Origin of the sequence: Microbacterium sp. 3J1 (assembly GCF_001049495.1) — a bacterium.
Classification (GTDB): domain Bacteria; phylum Actinomycetota; class Actinomycetes; order Actinomycetales; family Microbacteriaceae; genus Microbacterium.
Genome location: NZ_CDWI01000001.1, coordinates 224,840 through 242,826 on the forward strand (window position 1 = coordinate 224,840; position 17,987 = coordinate 242,826).

General features: G+C 68.2%; 16 protein-coding genes. 6 read left to right on the forward strand and 10 right to left on the reverse strand.

The genetic code is table 11. The features are described from left to right. Window positions 1-34: 34 nt before the first annotated feature. A complete protein-coding gene (locus tag BN2660_RS01080) occupies window positions 35-1,510 on the reverse strand; it encodes a PucR family transcriptional regulator (RefSeq protein ID WP_091226124.1) in 1,476 nt (491 codons plus the stop codon). Window positions 1,511-1,676: 166 nt separating this feature from the next. Here BN2660_RS01080 and BN2660_RS01085 point away from each other — a divergent pair, with 166 nt between their 5' ends. Together BN2660_RS01085 and BN2660_RS01090 are read left to right on the forward strand one after the other, a co-directional pair. Then, window positions 1,677-3,161 carry a CoA-acylating methylmalonate-semialdehyde dehydrogenase gene (locus BN2660_RS01085; protein ID WP_091226127.1) on the forward strand — a complete coding sequence of 495 codons (1,485 nt, stop codon included), beginning with the start codon at window positions 1,677-1,679 and terminating at the stop codon, window positions 3,159-3,161. A gap of 27 nt (window positions 3,162-3,188) precedes the next feature. Continuing rightward, window positions 3,189-4,577: an aspartate aminotransferase family protein gene (locus BN2660_RS01090; protein WP_091226130.1), complete on the forward strand. Its 1,389-nt coding sequence runs from the start codon at window positions 3,189-3,191 to the stop codon at window positions 4,575-4,577. A gap of 186 nt (window positions 4,578-4,763) precedes the next feature. Here BN2660_RS01090 and BN2660_RS01095 read toward each other — a convergent pair whose 3' ends face one another. The 6 genes from BN2660_RS01095 to BN2660_RS01120 form a co-directional block, all read right to left on the reverse strand. After that, window positions 4,764-5,168 carry a GNAT family N-acetyltransferase gene (locus BN2660_RS01095; RefSeq protein WP_091226133.1) on the reverse strand — a complete coding sequence of 135 codons (405 nt, stop codon included), beginning with the start codon at window positions 5,166-5,168 and terminating at the stop codon, window positions 4,764-4,766. 192 nt (window positions 5,169-5,360) lie between these two features. Continuing rightward, window positions 5,361-6,089, reverse strand: a complete 729-nt coding sequence (locus tag BN2660_RS01100; RefSeq protein ID WP_091226135.1) for a FadR/GntR family transcriptional regulator — start codon at window positions 6,087-6,089, stop codon at window positions 5,361-5,363. 33 nt (window positions 6,090-6,122) lie between these two features. Further along, entirely contained in the window at window positions 6,123-6,902 is a 780-nt protein-coding gene (locus BN2660_RS01105; protein ID WP_091226136.1) for a 3-oxoacyl-ACP reductase, read from the reverse strand. A 43-nt stretch (window positions 6,903-6,945) separates the two neighbouring features. Then, a complete protein-coding gene (locus BN2660_RS01110; RefSeq protein ID WP_091226137.1) occupies window positions 6,946-8,307 on the reverse strand; it encodes an aldehyde dehydrogenase family protein in 1,362 nt (453 codons plus the stop codon). Next, the gene (locus tag BN2660_RS01115) at window positions 8,304-9,056 is read right to left on the reverse strand and encodes a gamma-glutamyl-gamma-aminobutyrate hydrolase family protein (protein ID WP_091226138.1); all 753 of its coding nucleotides are present in this window, start codon (window positions 9,054-9,056) and stop codon (window positions 8,304-8,306) included. The genes BN2660_RS01110 and BN2660_RS01115 overlap by 4 nt, the downstream gene beginning before the upstream one ends. Further along, on the reverse strand, window positions 9,037-10,392 hold the full coding sequence (locus BN2660_RS01120; protein WP_091226139.1) for a glutamine synthetase family protein: 1,356 nt from the start codon (window positions 10,390-10,392) through the stop codon (window positions 9,037-9,039). The genes BN2660_RS01115 and BN2660_RS01120 overlap by 20 nt, the downstream gene beginning before the upstream one ends. A 158-nt stretch (window positions 10,393-10,550) precedes the next feature. Here BN2660_RS01120 and BN2660_RS01125 point away from each other — a divergent pair, with 158 nt between their 5' ends. The 4 genes from BN2660_RS01125 to BN2660_RS01140 all read left to right on the forward strand — a co-directional run bounded on the left by BN2660_RS01125 (window position 10,551) and on the right by BN2660_RS01140 (window position 15,097). Further along, on the forward strand, window positions 10,551-12,098 hold the full coding sequence (locus BN2660_RS01125; protein ID WP_091226140.1) for an amino acid permease: 1,548 nt from the start codon (window positions 10,551-10,553) through the stop codon (window positions 12,096-12,098). Between the two features lie 309 nt (window positions 12,099-12,407). Next, the gene (gene bla / locus BN2660_RS01130) at window positions 12,408-13,181 is read left to right on the forward strand and encodes a class A beta-lactamase (RefSeq protein ID WP_176697041.1); all 774 of its coding nucleotides are present in this window, start codon (window positions 12,408-12,410) and stop codon (window positions 13,179-13,181) included. Between the two features lie 120 nt (window positions 13,182-13,301). Next, a complete protein-coding gene (locus BN2660_RS01135) occupies window positions 13,302-14,180 on the forward strand; it encodes a LysR family transcriptional regulator (protein ID WP_176697042.1) in 879 nt (292 codons plus the stop codon). Beyond that, on the forward strand, window positions 14,177-15,097 hold the full coding sequence (locus tag BN2660_RS01140) for a serine hydrolase (RefSeq protein WP_218054089.1): 921 nt from the start codon (window positions 14,177-14,179) through the stop codon (window positions 15,095-15,097). The genes BN2660_RS01135 and BN2660_RS01140 overlap by 4 nt, the downstream gene beginning before the upstream one ends. A 37-nt stretch (window positions 15,098-15,134) precedes the next feature. Here BN2660_RS01140 and BN2660_RS01145 read toward each other — a convergent pair whose 3' ends face one another. The 3 genes from BN2660_RS01145 to BN2660_RS01160 all read right to left on the reverse strand — a co-directional run bounded on the left by BN2660_RS01145 (window position 15,135) and on the right by BN2660_RS01160 (window position 17,934). Next, window positions 15,135-16,289 (reverse strand): RNA polymerase sigma factor, encoded by a 1,155-nt coding sequence (locus tag BN2660_RS01145; RefSeq protein ID WP_091226144.1) that lies wholly within the window; start codon window positions 16,287-16,289, stop codon window positions 15,135-15,137. After that, window positions 16,286-16,693, reverse strand: a complete 408-nt coding sequence (locus tag BN2660_RS01150; RefSeq protein ID WP_091226145.1) for a YciI family protein — start codon at window positions 16,691-16,693, stop codon at window positions 16,286-16,288. Before BN2660_RS01150 ends, BN2660_RS01145 begins: the two co-directional genes overlap by 4 nt. 968 nt (window positions 16,694-17,661) lie before the next feature. Continuing rightward, a complete protein-coding gene (locus BN2660_RS01160; protein ID WP_091226147.1) occupies window positions 17,662-17,934 on the reverse strand; it encodes a metal-sensitive transcriptional regulator in 273 nt (90 codons plus the stop codon). Window positions 17,935-17,987: the final 53 nt, after the last annotated feature.

The following is a 17,987-nucleotide window of genomic DNA, read 5'->3' on the forward strand; positions in this document are numbered from 1 at the left end:
AGGGCTCTGACGGCGAGTGCTCTGACCGCGAGGCTCAGCGGGCGGATGCCGCGGTGCGCCGTCTCGCGAGGAGGGCGAGGTGGAGCGCCGCGAGCGTCTCGCCGTCGTCGAGATCGGCTCCGAGCAGGTCGCCGATCAGCGTGAGGCGCTGGTAGAAGACCGACCGTGACAGGTGGCTCGCCGCGGCCGCGGCCGAGCGATTGCCGGGGTGCGCCACCAGCGCGGCGAGCACGTCGAGCAGATCCCCGCGGCGCTCCTCGTCGTGCCGGACGAGCGGGGCGAGCATCCGCTGGCTGTGCGCGTGCAGACGGTGGTCGTCGCGCAGCGTGGCGACGAGACGCTCGAGGGGGCGGTCGCCGACGCGGCGCACCCTGGCCCCGGCATCCGCCCTGTCGCTGTCGGCGAGGTCGCGCGCCGCCCGCAGCGACGCGAGGAGGCCGAGCACGTCGTCGGCGACCGGGCCGACGAAGACGGCGCGATCGGGTCCGGCGATCCGCAGCAGGACCTCGTTGGACAGGACGGCGGATGTCGGCGATGACAGCAGCGCGACGTCGTCGTCGCCCACGTGGGCCGCGACCACGGCGCACCCCGCCTGCCGAGCCCGGTACGCGAGTTCGCCGATCGAGCCGCTGCCTCGCACCACCACCCCGTGGCACTGCCGATCCCTGAGCGCGAAGCCGCCGGCTCGCAGCCGGGCGTCGACGTCCTGTGCCTTCGCGAATCGGGCGCCGAGCAGGTCGTCGATCACGGAGCGCTGGGCGAGCAGGGACCATTCCGCGTCGCCTCCGTCGGCGATGCAGCCGAACGCGAGCGCTGTCGCGCCCTGTTCGAGCACAGTGAGGCGTCCCGCGGGATGCGGACGACCGGCGAGCGCGAGAAGCGTCCCCCAGCGCACTCCCCGGGCCTGCACCGGCACGCGCTCCCCCCTGTGCCGGCTCTCCAGGACATCTGCGACCGAGGTGTCGAGAGCCTCGGCCGCGATCACCTCTCCGGCCAGGTTCTCGAGGACGACGGGCGCACCGAGAGTCCGCGCCGTCTCCGAGACGACCACGTCTGCCGGGGCGCCCTGCAGGCTCAGCGTCGTGAAGAGCTCATGCAGGCGCTGCCGTTCGCGCAGCGCGTGGGTCTGCGCCGCGATCAGCGCGTGATGCACCGCCTCGGTCACGGCGACGAACTTCACCTCGCGGGTCAGTGCGACCAGGGCGAGGCCCACTGTCGCGCAGACGTCGACGACCACCTGCGGCACCACCGCGTGCCGCGCGCCGACCTCGAAGACGATTCCGGCGATGCCTGCGCGATGCAGTCCTGAGGCGAAGTCCGCGAGGAGGTCGTCGTCGACCGGCCACCCGGCTCCTGTCGTCAGCAGCAGTTCTCCGCCGTCCAGCAGCCGCGCGACGCCGACGCTGTCGGAGACATGCACCCACCGCACGGCGACGTCGAGAGCGGCACCGCCGACGAGGACCCGCGGCTCGCCTGCCTGCACGGCCGGCTCGGCGAGCACGTCACCCACCGTGAGGAACCCGCCTCCCTCCGGACGATCTGTCCGGAGGGAGAGAATGTCACGACGATCTGGCACCGGATCCGCTCCTCGCACTCTGTGATGATGAGAGGAACCCAGCGTATCCGACCCCGGTCAGAGTGTTCGATACGCCGTACGCCCACTCGAAGGAGCCCCCGTGGAGATCGTCCGACACCTCATCGACGGCGCTGAGACCGCCGACGCCGCCCGCACGGGGGAGGTCTTCGATCCCGCGACCGGCCAGGTGACGAAGGAGGTCGCCTTCGCGTCGACCGGCGAAGTCGACCGCGCGGTCGCCGCTGCGGCATCCGCCCTGCCCGCGTGGCGGGAGACGAGCCTCATCAAGCGCGCCGACGTCTTCTTCCGGCTGCGTCAGCTGCTCAAGGAGCGCACTCCCGATCTCGCCGCGATCGTGACGTCCGAGCACGGCAAGGTGCTCTCGGATGCCGCGGGCGAGGTCTCGCGCGGCATCGAGAACGTCGAGTTCGCCGCCGGGCTCGTGCACCTGCTGAAGGGCGAGCGCAGCGAGCAGGTCTCGCGCGGCGTCGACGTGCACTCCGTCAAGCAGCCCGTCGGCGTCGTGGCCGCGATCACCCCGTTCAACTTCCCCGTGATGGTGCCGCTGTGGATGGTCGCCTCGGCGATCGCCTGCGGCAACACGGTCGTGCTCAAGCCGAGCGAGAAAGACCCGTCGGCCGCGGTCTGGATCGCGAAGCTCTTCCAGGAGGCCGGCCTGCCCGACGGCGTGCTCAACGTGGTGCACGGCGACAAGGAGGCCGTCGACGCGCTGATCGAGTCGCCGCGCGTGAACGCGATCAGCTTCGTCGGCTCGACCCCGATCGCCCGTTCGATCTACCAGCGCGCGGCGAACGCCGGCAAGCGCGTGCAGGCGCTCGGCGGTGCGAAGAACCACATGGTCGTGATGCCGGATGCCGACATCGACGCCGCCGCCGACGCCGCGGTCTCCGCCGCGTACGGCTCCGCCGGCGAGCGCTGCATGGCCGTGTCGGTGCTGGTCGCGGTCGGCGACATCGCCGACGACCTGGTCTCAGCGATCGCCACGCGCATAGAGGGCCTGTCGATCGGACCGGGGACGGATGCCGCGAGCGAGATGGGTCCGCTGATCACCCGCGAGCACCGTGACCGCGTCGCCTCGTACGTCACCGGCGCCGCGGCCGAGGGTGCGACGGTCGTCGTCGACGGGACCGAGGCGCAGTTCGACTCGGAGGGATTCTTCATCGGAGTCAGCCTCATCGACCGGGTCGAGCCCGGTATGACGGTGTATGACGACGAGATCTTCGGTCCGGTCCTGAGCGTCGTGCGGGTGGACAGCTACGCAGATGCCGTGGCCCTCGTCAACGCCAACGCCTATGGCAACGGCACGGCGATCTTCACGCGAGACGGCGGAACGGCGCGGCAGTACGAGTTCGACATCGAGGTCGGCATGGTCGGCGTGAACGTGCCGATCCCGGTGCCGATCGGCGCGTACTCGTTCGGCGGCTGGAAGGACTCGCTGTTCGGCGACTCGCACATCTACGGCCCCGAGTCGGTGCACTTCTACACTCGGTCGAAGGTGGTCACGACTCGCTGGCCCGACCACACGCCCTCGCAGATCGACCTCGGCTTCCCGAGCAACCACTGAGCCGTCGCTCAGAGAGAGACCCGAGACATGACGAACTTCATCGACCGCCACGGCGCGTCCCACCCGCTGCCGGCGCCGGATGCCGAGGCGCAGGTGCGCGCGGACGACCGCGGCCACGTCTTCCACTCGTGGAGCGCCCAGGGCCTCATCGATCCGCTGCCCGTGGCCGCGGGCCAGGGGTCGACGTTCTGGGACTACGCGGGCAACGCCTACCTCGACTTCTCCAGCCAGCTGGTGAACCTCAACCTCGGGCACCAGCATCCCGACCTCGTCTCGGCGATCCAGCAGCAGGCAGGACGGCTCGCGACCATCCAGCCCGCGATGGCGAACGACGTCCGCGGCGAGCTCGCCAGGCTGATCGTCGAGGTCGCGCCCGAGGGCTTCGAGAAGGTCTTCTTCACGAACGGCGGCGCCGAGGCGAACGAGTACGCGGTGCGCATGGCCCGGCAGTCGACCGGTCGCCACAAGGTGCTGTCCATGTACCGCAGCTACCACGGGTCGACGTCCACGGCGATCTCGCTGACCGGCGACCCCCGTCGCTGGGCGAACGGCACCCCCGATTCCGGCGCGGTCCGCTTCTTCGGGCCCTACCTCTACCGCTCGCCGTTCCACGCCGAGACGCCCGAGCAGGAGTCCGAGCGCGCGCTCGCCCACCTCGAGCAGACCATCCAGCTCGAGGGGCCCGCGACGATCGCCGCGATCATCATCGAGACCGTCGTCGGCACGAACGGCGTGCTCGTCCCGCCGCCCGGCTATCTGCAGGGCGTGCGCGAGCTGTGCGACCGCTACGGCATCGTCTACATCGCCGACGAGGTCATGGTGGGCTTCGGCCGCCTCGGCGAGTGGTTCGGCATCGACGCGTACGACGGTCGCCCCGACCTCATCACCTTCGCCAAGGGCGTGAACTCCGGCTACGTCCCCCTCGGCGGCGTCGTCATCTCCGAGCGCATCGCGCGAGCGTTCGACACCACGCCGTTCGCCGGCGGCCTGACGTACTCGGGGCATCCTCTCGCGTGTGCCGCGGGTGTAGCGACATTCGAGGTGTTCCGCCGAGACGGCATCCTCGAGCGCGTGCGCGACCTCGGCGAGCGCATCGTCGAGCCCACCCTGCGTCGCTGGGTCGACACGCACCCCAGCGTCGGCGAGGTGCGCGGGCGGGGTCTGTTCTGGGCCGTCGAGCTCGTGCGCGACAAGGAGACCCGCGAACCGCTCGTGCCCTTCAACGCCAGCGGTACGGATGCTGCGCCCGTCGCCGCCTTCGCCGCCGCCGCGAAGAAGGCCGGCGTCTGGCCGTTCACGCATTTCAACCGCGTGCATGTGGCTCCGCCGCTCGTGATCGGCGAGGACGACCTGGTGCGCGGCCTCGCCGTGATCGACGAGGCACTCGCCGTCGCCGACGAGCACGCCGCGGCCTGACCCGCCCCGCCGCGCACGTATCCATCTTCAGTTGGCACCTCATGCCGCAATTCGCGTCACATAGCGACAACAGGTGCCAACTGAAGGCCCGCGCCCCCAGCTGGTGTGGCACCTCATGCCGCTATCAACGTGCAAAAGCGACAACAGGTGCCAACTGAAGGGGCCGAGCTGCACCACACCATCCGTCTAGCGGAGCTTGATGAGTCCTGCATTCGTTGACCTGAACCCACATGCGTCGAAGTAGAAGCTCTTGAGGTGGTCTTCGAAGTCGACGTGCAGCCACTCGCATCCTGCGGCTGCGGATGATTCGCGCGCGGCGTCGATCAGACCGACACCGACCCCTTGCCGCCGTACTCGGACCGCGACGATGGTGTCTTCGACGAATGCGTGACCGAGACCGTCCCAGATGATGTTGACGAAGCCGACGAGTCCCGCGTCGTCGCGAGCGGTAACCCAGCCGAGGCTGAGGCGGCTGAGTCGGTCGTTCCAGTCGTCATCGAAGAGGCGGTGCTCGAACGCCTCGGCATGCAGCGTGTTGACTTCTTGGTTGTGGAACGGTCCGCGCCATTCATACCGGACTGGATCGAGCAAAGGTGGCTCCTCGGTGGCACAACGGTCGTTGCTGCGCTCGACAGTACACGGCTCCTGGCTCCCCCAGAACCCCGCGACCCCAGCTGGTGTGGCACCTCATGCCGCTATTCGCGTCACATAGCGACAACAGGTGCCAACTGAAGGCCCGCGCCCCCGGATCAGTTGGCACCTCAGGCCGCTATTCGCGCGGAGTCAGACCAGGAAGCCGCGCAGCAGCGCCTCGGAGCCTGCCAGGTGGTCGCGCATAGCGGCCTCCGCGGCATCCGGGCGCCCCGCGAGGATCGCGGTGACGATGCTCTCGTGCTGCGCGCCGGAGTGCTGGATGTTCCTCGGCATGAGCGGGAAGGTGTCGAGCCAGGCGTTGACGTCCGCCCTGTTCTCGGCGACGAGCGCGACGAGCGACGGGATGCCGGCGGCCTCGGCGATCGCGAGGTGCAGCAGCGTGTCGAGCCGCCGGTACTCCCCCGGGCCCGCGGGCAGGGCCGCCTCGTGTCGCGCCCAGAGGTCGGCCCGGGTCGCGGCATCCAGCGTCCGGTTCGCCGCGGCGCGTGCTGCTCCGGTCTCGAGCACACGGCGGAGGCCCAGCACGTCGTCGATCTCCTCCGCGGTCACCGCCCTGTCATCCGTCGGCTGCGGCAGCGGATCCGCGACGAAGGTGCCGCCGTACCTGCCGCGCTTCGGAACGAGGTAGCCGGTGTCGGCGAGCTCGCGGATCGCCTCTCGCACTGTGTCGCGACTCACCCCGAAGGATGCCGCGAGCTCCCGCTCGGGCGGCAGCGACTCTCCCGGAGCGACGACCCCGAGCCGGATGGTCTGCACGAGACGAGCGACCGCATCCTCGAGGGCGTTGCCTCGGCGGAGAGGCCGGTACACCGCCCGGCGCACCTCGACGAGATCGCCGTCGGAGGGGTGCTCGCTCATGCTTTCACCTTGTCACAGCGACATGATCCCGCTTCACAGCGGCGTGACGTAGGCGTTCGTGATGCCACCGTCGACGACGAAGGCGCTGGCGGTGATGAACGAGGAGTCGTCGGAGGCGAGGAACGCCACCGCGGCCGCCAGCTCCGACGGCTCCGCGAAACGCCCCATCGGCACGTGCACCAGGCGACGCTGCGCGCGCTCCGGGTCCTTCGCGAACAGCTCCTGCAGCAGCGGCGTGTTCACGGGGCCCGGGCACAGCGCGTTCACCCGCACTCCCTGACGGGCGAACTGCACGCCGAGCTCCCGCGACATCGCCAGCACACCGCCCTTCGATGCGGTGTAGCTGATCTGCGACGTGGCCGATCCCAGCAGGGCGACGAACGAGGCCGTGTTGATGATGGATCCTCGACCCGCCGGCACCATGTGGCGCAGCGCCGCGCGGCTGCAGAGGTACACGCTCTTCAGGTTCACGTCCTGCACGCGATCCCAGGCCGGCAGCTCGGTCGTCTCGATCGAGTCGTCGTCGGCGGGCGAGATGCCGGCGTTGTTGAAGGCGATGTCGATGCGACCGAACTCCGCGGCGACGCCGTCGAACAGGGTGTTCACCATCGCCTCATCCGCGACGTCCACGGGGCGGAACGCGCCGCCGACCTCGGCGGCGGCCTTCTCTCCCGTGGCCGGGTCGACGTCGGCGATGATCACGAAGGCGCCCTCCGCGGCGAACCGCTGCGCTGTGGCGAAGCCGATGCCGCTCGCTCCTCCGGTGATGATCGCGACGCGGTCCTTGAGGCGCTGGGTCAGATCGATGGTCATGTGTGCTCTCCGTTGCAGGTGGGAAGGGTGGCCGGGGCGGCGATCAGGATTCGTCGGTCGCGAAGAAGACGTTCTTGGTCTCGGTGAAGTGCTCGGCGGCGTCGGGTCCGAGCTCACGACCGAGGCCCGAGGCCTTCATGCCGCCGAACGGTGTGGCGTAGCGCACCGACGAGTGCGAGTTCACCGAGAGCACGCCGCTCTGCACGCCACGTGAGACGCGCACCGCGCGACCGAGGCTCTCGGTCCAGATCGAGCCGGCGAGGCCGTACGCGGTGTCGTTCGCGAGGCGGATCGCATCGGCTTCGTCCTCGAACGGCATCACCGCGACGACGGGGCCGAACACCTCCTGCTGCGCGATCCGGTCTGTCGGGTCGGCGAGGACGACCGTCGGCGCGAACCAGAATCCCTCCCCGTCCGGCGCACTCCCGCGGAAGGCGATGTTCGCGTCGTCGAGGAAGCCCGACACGGTGTCACGGTGTGCCGCCGAGATCAGCGGCCCCATGTCGGTGTCGGCACTCGACGGGTCACCGACCCGCCAGGCGGCGACCGCCGGCTCGAGCATCTCGAGGAACCGGTCGTACACCGAGCGCTGCACGAGGAGTCGGCTGCGGGCGCAGCAGTCCTGCCCGGCGTTGTCGAACACCGAGCCCGGCACCGCCGCCACCGCCTTCTCGAGATCGGCGTCGGCGAAGACGATGTTCGCGCTCTTGCCGCCGAGCTCCAAGGTCACCGGCTTCAGGGCGCGCGCGCATCCGGCGGCGACCTCGATGCCGACCTCGGTCGACCCGGTGAAGACGACCTTGCGCACGTCCGGATGCTCGACGAGCCGCTGCCCGACCACGGACCCGGAGCCGGTCACCACCTCGAACAGCCCCTCGGGAAGACCCGCCTCCCGGGCGAGCTCCCCGAGGCGGATCGCCGTGAGCGGAGTCAGCTCCGCCGGCTTCAGCACCACGGCGTTCCCTGCGGCGAGCGCCGGCGCGAACGCCCACGCCGCGATCGTCATCGGGAAGTTCCACGGCACGATGACACCGACCACTCCGTACGGATCGTGGAAGGTGACATCGAGACCGCCGGCCACGGGGATCTGCCGACCCGACAGCCGCTCGGGGTCTGCGGAGTAGTAGTTGAGCACCTGAGCGACATGGCCGGCCTCCCACCGCGCCGAGCCGATCGGATGCCCGGAGTTGAGGACCTCGAGCTGTGCCAGCTCCTCGACCGCAGCCTCGACGACGCGGGCGAACGAGCGGAGCGCGTCGGCCCGAGCGACCGGAGCGAGTGCGGCCCACCGGCGCTGAGCCGCGACGGCACGCGCGATCGCGGCATCCGTCTCAGCGATGTCGGCTCGGGCCACCTCGCGGATCGCTGCTCCGGTCGAGGGGTTGATGACTGTGAACGCGCTCATCGGGCGTCCTCCTTCCGCCGCGCGGCGAAGGCGCGGGCCTGTGAGATCAGATCGGCGAAGAGCCGCCGGTCCTCGGCGTTCTCCTCCGGGTGCCACTGCACGCCGACGACGTGGCCGGCCGAGGTGTCGACGAAGGCCTGCACGAGTCCGTCGTCGGAGTGCGCGGCCGCGACGAGGCCTTCGCCCAAACGATCGACGCCCTGGTGGTGGTAGCTGTGCACGCGCATGCCGGGCTCGCCGAGGATCTCGGCGAGCGGGGTGTCGACCGCGACCTCGACGTCGTTCTCGGCGAAGACCCCGCCGCCGATGCGGTACTTCTCCGTACCGAGCGACTCGGGCAGGTGCTGCTGCAGGGTGCCGCCGCGGGCGACGTTCACGAGCTGCAGACCGCGGCAGATCGCGAGCACAGGGATGCCGCGGCGCTCCGCCGCCTGGAACAGCGCGAGCTCCCACGCGTCGCGGTCGACGCGGGCGGGGTCGGTGAGCGGATGCCGGTCGGCCCCGTAGAGCTCCGGCGCGACGTCGGCACCGCCGGACAGCACGAGCCCGTCCATGCCCGAGATCGCCGCGTCGGCGGCATCCGGGTCCTGCGGCGGCAGCAGCAGCGCGATGCCTCCGGACGAGGTCACACTCGTCAGGTACTGCTCGGGCAGGAACGCCGCTCGGACATCCCACACCCCCTGCTGCGCCCGCTCGAGGTATGTGGTGACGCCGATCAGCGGCGCGGGGTCAGAGGCGCTCGAAGCCACGGATGCGCTCCCAGTCGGTGACGGCGGCGTCGTAGGCTTCCACCTCGATGCGCGCCTGGTTCAGATAGTGCTCGACCACGTCGTCGCCGAACGCCGCTCGCGCGATCGTCGACTCGCTGAAGAGCCGCGCCGCCTCGCGCAGCGTCGTCGGCAGGTGATCGACGCCCGCCTCGTAGGCGTTGCCGGTGAATCGCTCGGGCAGCGGCAGCTCGTTCTCGATGCCGTGGAGCCCCCCGGCGATGATCGCCGAGATGGCGAGGTAGGGATTCACGTCCCCTCCGGGCACCCGGTTCTCGACCCGGAGTCCCGAGCCCGATCCGACCACGCGCAGAGCGCACGTGCGGTTGTCGATTCCCCAGGCGACGCCCGTCGGCGCGAAGCTGCCCTTCGCGAAGCGCTTGTAGGAGTTGATGTTGGGCGCGAACAGCAGCGTGAACTCGCGAAGCGTGGTGAGGATCCCGGCGATCCAGTGCTCCATGACGGGGCTGAACCCGTGCTCGCCGTCACCGGCCATGACGGGAGCGCCCGACTCGTCCCGGAGCGAGAGGTGGATGTGGCAGCTGTTGCCCTCGCGCTCGTTGAACTTGGCCATGAACGTCAGCGACTTGCCGTGCTGCTCCGCGATCTCCTTGGCGCCGTTCTTGTAGATCACGTGCTGGTCGGCGGTCTCGCGCACCTCGGCATAGCGGAACGCGATCTCCTGCTGGCCGAAGTTGCACTCTCCCTTCACGCCCTCGCAGTACATGCCGGCGCCGTCCATGCTGTTGCGGATGTCGCGCAGCAGCGGCTCCATCCGCGTCGAGGCGAGCAGGTTGTAGTCGACGTTGTAGTCGGTCGCGGGCGTCAGCCCCTCGTACTTGCGCGCCCACGCGTCACGGTAGGTGTCGTCGAAGACGATGAACTCGAGCTCGGTGCCCGAATACGCGGTCCACCCGCGCTCGGCGAGCCGGTCGCGCTGGCGGTCGAGGATCGCCCGGGGCGACGGTCCGACCGGCTCGCCGTTCTGCCAGACGAGGTCGGCCATCACGAGTGCGGTGCCGGCGAGCCACGGGATGTTGCGGAGCGTCTCGGCATCCGGTTTCAGCACCATGTCGCCATAGCCGCGATCCCATCCCGACATCGCGTAGCCGTCGACCGTGTTCATGTCGACGTCGACGGAGAGCAGGTAGTCGCATGCTTCGGCGCCGTGCGACAGGATGTCCTCCTGGAACAGCCTCGCCGACACGCGCTTTCCGACCAGCCGCCCCTGCGCATCCGCGAAGGCCACGATCACCGTGTCGATCTCGCCGGCGGCGATGCCGGCGTCCAGCTGCTCGATGCTCAGGTTGCCCGACATCCGACGCTCCGTTCTCCTGCGGTGAAGCGATCGGCCGACCGGCTTCGCCCTCAGAGTAGATCACCGCGAGTTCTAAAGGTAGACGAAACCACCATTGACTGTCACAATCATCCGCAAGGTGCACACCCGGCGCCGGCATGCATGCGAACGGAGAGCGGATGTCTGAGCAGAGCAGTGAGTCCCGCAAGGTCGCTGGAGCGACCTATACACGCGCCGGGAGTGACTACTTCGAGAAACGCACGCTGAAGAGATCGGCCGGTGTCTGGGGCCTCTGGGGTCTGGCGGTCGCCGCCGTGATCTCGGGCGACTTCTCGGGATGGAACTTCGGCATCGACTTCGCGGGATTCGGCGGGATGCTGATCGCGTTCGTGATCCTCGTCGCGATGTACTACGGCATGATCTTCGCGATCGGCGAGATGGCCGCCGCGATGCCGCACACCGGCGGCGCGTATTCGTTCGCCCGCTCGGCGATGGGCCCCTGGGGCGGCCTGGTGACCGGGGCGGCGGAGACGATCGAGTACGTGGCCACCACGGCGGTGATCGTCTACTTCTCGGCGTCGTACGCCAACGGGATCACCAGCGAGCTGCTCGGGCTCGAACTCCCGGGATGGGCGTGGTACCTCATCCTCTACGTCGTCTTCATCGCCCTGAACTCCGCCGGCGCGGCGATCTCGTTCCGCTTCGCGATCATCGTCTCGGTGATCTCGATCGGCATCATCCTCGTGTTCTCCGCCATGGCGCTCTTCTCCGGAGCGTTCTCCTGGGACGCCCTGTGGGACATCGTCCCCGACGAGGGTCAGACCGCGTTCCTTCCTCACGGCGTCCTGCCGATCCTGTTCGCCCTGCCGTTCGCGATGTGGTTCTTCCTCGGCATCGAGGAGCTGCCGCTCGCGGCGGAGGAGTCGCACAATCCGACCCGCGACATCCCGAAGGCCGGCTTCTGGGCCCGCGGCACCCTCATCGTCACCGGTCTGCTCGTGCTGTTCCTCAACACGGGCGTGATCGGCGCCGAGGCGACCGGCACGGCAGGAGAGCCGCTGCTCGACGGCTTCCGCGCGATCGTGGGCGACCAGCTCGCCGCCGTGCTCGCACTGTTCGCCCTGATCGGACTGCTCGCGTCGCTGCAGGGCATCATGTTCGCGTACGGACGCAACATGTACTCGCTGTCCCGCGCCGGGTACTACCCGCGCTTCCTGTCGCTCACCGGCAAGCGGCAGACCCCGTGGGTCGCGCTGACCGTCGGCGCCGCCGTCGGCTTCGTCGCCCTCATCGTGCTCGACGTGCTGACCGCGGTCGACTCCGAGGGTGCGGGCACGGTCGCCGGCGCGATCGTGCTGAACATCGCGGTCTGGGGCGCGGTCGTCGCCTATGGGCTGCAGCTCGTGTCGTTCATCATCCTGCGCAAGAAGTTCCCGAACGTCGATCGCCCGTACGTCAGCCCCTGGGGCATCCCGGGTGCGGTCATCGCGCTCGTGATCGCCGCACTGATCTTCGTGGGCTTCCTCCTGAACCCGACGTTCGGCCCGGCCATCATCGCGATCGCGATCGTCTACGCCGTGATCCTGCTGGGATTCGGGTTGTTCTTCCGCCACCGCCTCGTGCTCTCGCCCGAAGAGGAGTACGCGCTGTCGGGCGGCTCGCACGGCGACCCGCAGACCGAGGGCTACGACGCCATGGAGGGAGAGGTCTTCGACGGCAAGAGGTGAGACGGCAAGAGGTGAGCCGGCAAGAGGTGAGCCGGCGGGAGGACGCGCTACTTGCGGTCGAAGTCGAACGCCTTGAGCAGTTCGTCGACAGCTTTCGTCATTATGCCGGGAGTGCACGAAACGATCCGCATCTGACTTTGTGTGCACGGAAGCACCCGCCGCAGGATTGGCCGCATGAATTCAGAATCGGCGGGACTGTCACGGCGGACGATACTGCACGGAGGGCTGGCGGGGGCCGCTGCACTCGCCTTCTCCTCTTCGACGGCACAGGCGTGGTCGTCCCCGGCCGAACCTTTGAGCAAACGTGGGTTGAAGAGAATCTCTGAGCTGGAGAAGTCCAGCGAAGTGACGATCGGAGTCGTCGCGGGTGATGGCACACGGGCGCGGATCGAACATCGTGCGGACGAGCTGTTCCCGATGTGCTCCTTGTTCAAGACGCTCCTCGTCGCGGAGCTGCTGGAGCGGCATTCATACGACTCGGCGTTCTGGTCCAAGACGATCACTTTCACGCCCGACGACATCGTGGTGAACTCGCTGATTACCGCGGCCGACCCTGACGGGCAGATGACGATCGACGAACTCGCCGATGCCGCGTTGCGGTACAGCGACAACACGGCAGGCAACCTGCTCCTCCGGGAGGTGGGAGGGCCGAGCGGTCTGACCTCGACCTTGCGGAGAGTGGGCGCACAATGGACTCGTCTGGACCGCTGGGAGCCGGAGTTGAACGAGGCGACGGCTGACGACCCGCGCGACACATCGACGCCTCGGGAGATTCATCGCCTGTTCTCCGATGCACTCATCGGCTCCCGCCTCGATCAGCTGGGTCGCGCGCGCCTGATGTCATGGATGCTGCAGAACCAGACGACGAGCACGCGGATCGGCGCCGCTCTCCCAGAGGGGGCGGAGCTCGCGGACAAGACGGGAGCTGGTGGCTACGGAGTGGTGAACGACGCAGGAGTCGTGTTCCTCGAGAACCGTGCGGTCTCGCTGGCGATCCTGACGCGCACCAGCGATTCCTCCGCCGTAGGCAACAATGATGTGGTGCGTGACACCGCCAGGATCGTTCTCGACGACCTGCTCTGAACGACCTAACGGGCGCCCATGTGTTCGGCGGGCTTGGCACACGACCTGCGCGCCGACTCGGTGAGCAGGAGGACCCAACGAGCTGAATCGGAGACGGATTTGAGGACTACGGCGGATCTCATGCCGACCCTGCGGGTATTGGTCGCCATCGCGGCGACCGGGAGCTTCTCCGCCGCTGCAGCGGCCTCCCACCTGCCTCAGTCGACAGTGAGCCGACGTATAGCCCGCCTGGAGGCGGCGTTCGGAGTGATGCTACTGGAACGAACAACGCGGTCGGTGCGTCTGACCGAAATCGGCGCAGTCGTCGTGTCGGCCGCGATGAACCTCCTCCGTGCCGAAGATCGCTTCTTCGAGCAGGTGGAGAATGCCGCGACATCTCGCGTCGTTCTGCTTCTGCCGTCGGGACTTCGAGCCGAGAACGCTGCGGCGATCGCGGTCCGCGCACGCACGCGCGCCATCCCCTTGGAGGTACGGTCGGCGCCACTGGAGGATCGTCGCACCGCGTTGCACGCGCGCAACGGCGACTATGTCGTCATCCCCTCCCCCGCTGAGCGCGCCGACTGGCACGTTCCCCTGGGTTTTGCGGGGCCGGAGGTCGAACAAGTTCCACACGCGTATCCCCTCGAACTCCTGCGACCCTCGCGCGGCGACCACCTCGATGCGCTGGCACCCGTGATCGTGCTCTCCGACGATGCGGAGACAGAGGCCGGCGCGACGATAAGACGTCACGCGACCGGTGTCGGCCTCGGAGCCGCACAAGTCATCGAAACCGGTCCGATCGACGGGCTCGCGCGCGTCATCGGTGGGAGCGGCGTAATCTGCTGCAGCGAAGCGGAGGCAGGCACCTGGGGTCTGGCATGGCGTCCCGCTGCTCACATCATCATCGGCCGCCACCATCGGCTCGAAGCGAGAAACGGACAGCTGCGTGACACACTTCTGGCTGCGTGTGGCGCAGACCTGGCCCGTGCGCTCGGCGTTCCGATGAAGAAGGAAGGATGATGGAGTTATTGGGCGCCGAGCGCATCCGCTCACAGGCACAGAGCATTCTCGACACCGCTGGCCTCACCGGCTCGATCCTCGTACGTGATCTGGCCAGCGGCGTGGAGGTCGGCATCAACCCCGACGACAGCTTCCCCATGGCTTCGCTCGTCAAGCTTCCCCTCGCAGGCGCCCTGCTTTCCGCCGCGGACAATGGCGTCCTCGACCTGGGGGCGACCGTCCGACTGGATCCCGCGACAGCGACGCCGGGGCCCACCGGCCTCTGTCGGTTCCGCTACCCGACCACGGTTGCCGTTGCCGACCTGCTGTACCTCGCGATCGCGATCAGCGACGATACCGCTGCAGATTCGCTCTTCAGCGTCGTCCCACCATCGTCCGTCCGAGCGTGGCTCGACAGCCTCGATATTCGCAGCGAACTGTTCATCCGCCACCCGATCTCAGACATCTACCGCAGTATCGCAGATCGGGTGAACCCGGCGGACATGGAAGTACTCCACCGGCTCATCGTCGATGCCGCGATGTCGGGATCCGATTCCCCCTTGCCCCAGCTGAATCGTCGCCATGCCAACAACGGATCCGCTCGCGGCTTCGTCGATCTGCTCGGCGCTCTCTGGTCTGCCGACTCTGCGATCTCGGCGACAACGCGATCCGCGGTTCGCGAGTTGCTGGGCCTGAACGTGTTCCGGCACCGACTTGCTCCTGAATTCACGTCGGAGCGCATGCGGTGGTTCTCGAAGACGGGGTCGTTCATGAATCTCCGACATGAGGTGGGCGTCGTGGAGCACGCCTCCGGACGCGTGATCGCGGTCGCCGTGCTCACCCGCTCGAGCGTGCCTGCGATCGCGCAACCAGCCGCCGAAGCGGCGATGGGGCGGGCGGCTCGAGTCCTCCACGACCAGGTCCTTGCGGCCATGTGAAGCACACGCCCCCGAGCCCTGCGAAAAGTGCCGGGGCTCAGTTCGTGTCTTGGCCCACGCGGAGGCGGTCAGCCTGGCACTGGAGGTGTCGTTGTTCGAGGACGCTGGTCGCGCGACGTGCGGCCTCCGCGTACTCGGCGGCCGCGGCCTCCGTCTCGCCGGCACGCTCGTATAGGTAGGCGTGCGCGGCGTGGTAGCGCGGCACATCGTCACGTAGGGCGTCGAGGGCTGCGAGACCCGCGTACGGACCGTTCGCCTCACCTATCGCGACCGCACGGGCCAGCCGAATAACGGGCGAATCTCCGAAGGAGAGCAGCTCGTCGTACCATTCGACAATCTGCGCCCAGTCTGTCTCGGCGGCCGTCGGGGCGTCCGCGTGCAGGGCCGCGATCGCGGCCTGCGCCTGGTATTGCCCCAGCTGATGCCGCGCGAGCGCCGATTGCAGGATGGCGACGCCCTCAGCGATCAGATGGGCATCCCAGAGGGTTCGGTCCTGGTCGGCGAGCGGCACGAGGCGCCCATCGATCACGCGGGCTGGCCGCCGCGCATGGTGCAGCAGCATGAGCGCGAGCAGCCCGGCGACCTCTGGCTCGGCAGTGAGAGCCGTGAGTTGACGCGTGGTACGGATCGCCTCGGCGGCAATGTCGATCTCGCCGGAGTGGCCCTCGTTGAAGAGAAGGTAGAGCACGCGCATCACGCGGGACAGGTCACCCGGCTGGTTCAGCGAGATGCCAATGAGCCGCTGTTTCGCGCGGCTGATGCGCTGTGCCATCGTCGCTTCCGGCGTTATGAATGCGTCCGCGATCTGCCTTGTTGTCAGACCGGCGACCGCACGCAACGTGAGCGCGATCGCCGACGTTGACGTGAGGACCGGGTGCGTACACAGGAAGTAGAGCCCGAGCAGGTCGTCATGCTGTGGAACGGGACCGGGTTCGGGCTCAGCCGCGAGTCGCTGCTCTCTGACGGCGCGCGCCGTGTCACTGCGCACCTGATCGAGGAACGCACGCCAGGCAACCGTGACGAGCCATGCACGGATGTCGCGCACTCCATCGACGGCCGGCCGCTCCAGCGCACGCACGAGGGCTGTCTGGACGGCATCCTCGGCCGACGCGAAATCCGCTCCACGCCGGACGAGGATGCCGACGACCTCGGGGATCGCGCGGCGCAGTGCCATGGCATCCGTCTCGGTCATTCGACGTGGACGGGCGGCGCGCTCATCACCTCACGCAGCTCAAGCCATTCGCCTAGAGGCGTTCCTCCCGCCCAAGGCGCAGCCGACAGCTCTGCGGCGAGGTCCAGGGCGCGCTGATAGGAATCGACCTCGACGAGCATCCAGCCCGCGATGAGGTCCTTCGTCTCGGCGAACGGCCCGTCGACGACGGGCGGGCGCCCCGCGCCATCGAAGCGGACCCATGCGCCGCCCATGGAGAGCCCCTCCGAGGACACCAATTCGCCCGACTCGAGGAGCCGCTGCTCCATATCCTGCATATATCGGATGTGTGCGGCCCACTCGTCTGGCGTGAGCTGGTCCATTGGGACCTCGTTGACCGCGGGACGTCCGCCCCGATAGTGCTTGAGTATCAGATATTTGGCCATGAAGCCTTCCCCGTTCGGTGCGGTCCATTCTGACCGCTTTCGATAGGAGACGGAACCGACCCCGGCGATTTCGACATCGACAGACAGGAATTTGCGGATCGCTGCGTGCCTCTGACGAGGGGTCGTTGAGACTCTCCCGGCTCACACCGGCGGCAGCCTGCAGTGGACGGGCCGCCAGCTTGATCCTGAGACTATCCTTTGCGAAGCGGACAAACGGCAATGGTCGGAGGGGGATGATGCGGAATGGCGAACGTTGATCAGCGCAACGCTTCAATGCCGCGGACATTGGGGATCGCCCTCATCATTTTAGGCCTGGTCACCCTATCAAGCGGCTGTGCCCTGCTCCCGCTGGCGCTGTTCATGGGGGCATGGGGAGGTTGGATCGGCCTTGTTCCCCTCGTGCTGTGGCTCGCGTACGCAACAGCGACCTTCTTGGTGCTCCTAGGCAAGTCATGGGCCCGATTTGCCACGCCGTTGTTCCCGGTCTCATTCACGACAGCTGCGGTCGCTCTGATCACGTGGGAAGGTGTCCCGCTGGCCCTTTTCGCAGCAGCCGCGTTCACCTTGACGGCAGTCGTGCTGATCTTCTCGCCACCGTCTCGCGCCTACTTCGTCCCGGAGGCGTCCATACCACCGGGAAGGTAGGTGGTGGACGGCAACGCAGTTCTCTCACGCGACTGCAGCACTGACCGATGCGCGCCCCAGGGAGGAAGAAATCTCCCCCCGACCTGGTTCGGATCTTCTTCGATGCATCAGCAATGACCCCGCTCGACGTTGGTCACCTGCGAGTGACGTATCGCTGGCCGGCGAGCTCAATGGCCGGCTAAGCAGTCGTGGGGAGCGACAACCGACGAGACTTCGACACCCGCCACCACCGATCGCGCAACCAGCCGCCGAAGCGACGATGGGACGGGCGGCTCGAGTCCTCCACGACCAGGTTCCTGCGGCCATGTGACTCCCACTGGTCGCTACTTGCGGTCGAAGTCGAACGCCTTGAGCAGTTCGTCGACAGCCTTGTCGCGCTCCTCCCCGCCCTCCTCGTACATGTGCGTGACGTGGGTGCGCAGATGGTTCTCGAGAAGCAGACGGTTCAGGGACTCCAGTGAACGCTGGATCGCGCGGGACTGCGTGATGATGTCCATGCAGTACTCCTCGCTCTCGATCATCCGCGCGACGCCGCGCATCTGACCCTCGAGGATGCTGGTGCGGTGCAGTGCACGCTTCTTGATGTCTTCGATCACGATTCGAGCGTACGCGCTCCCGCGTCCGTCAGGCCGAGAACGGGTCGAGGACT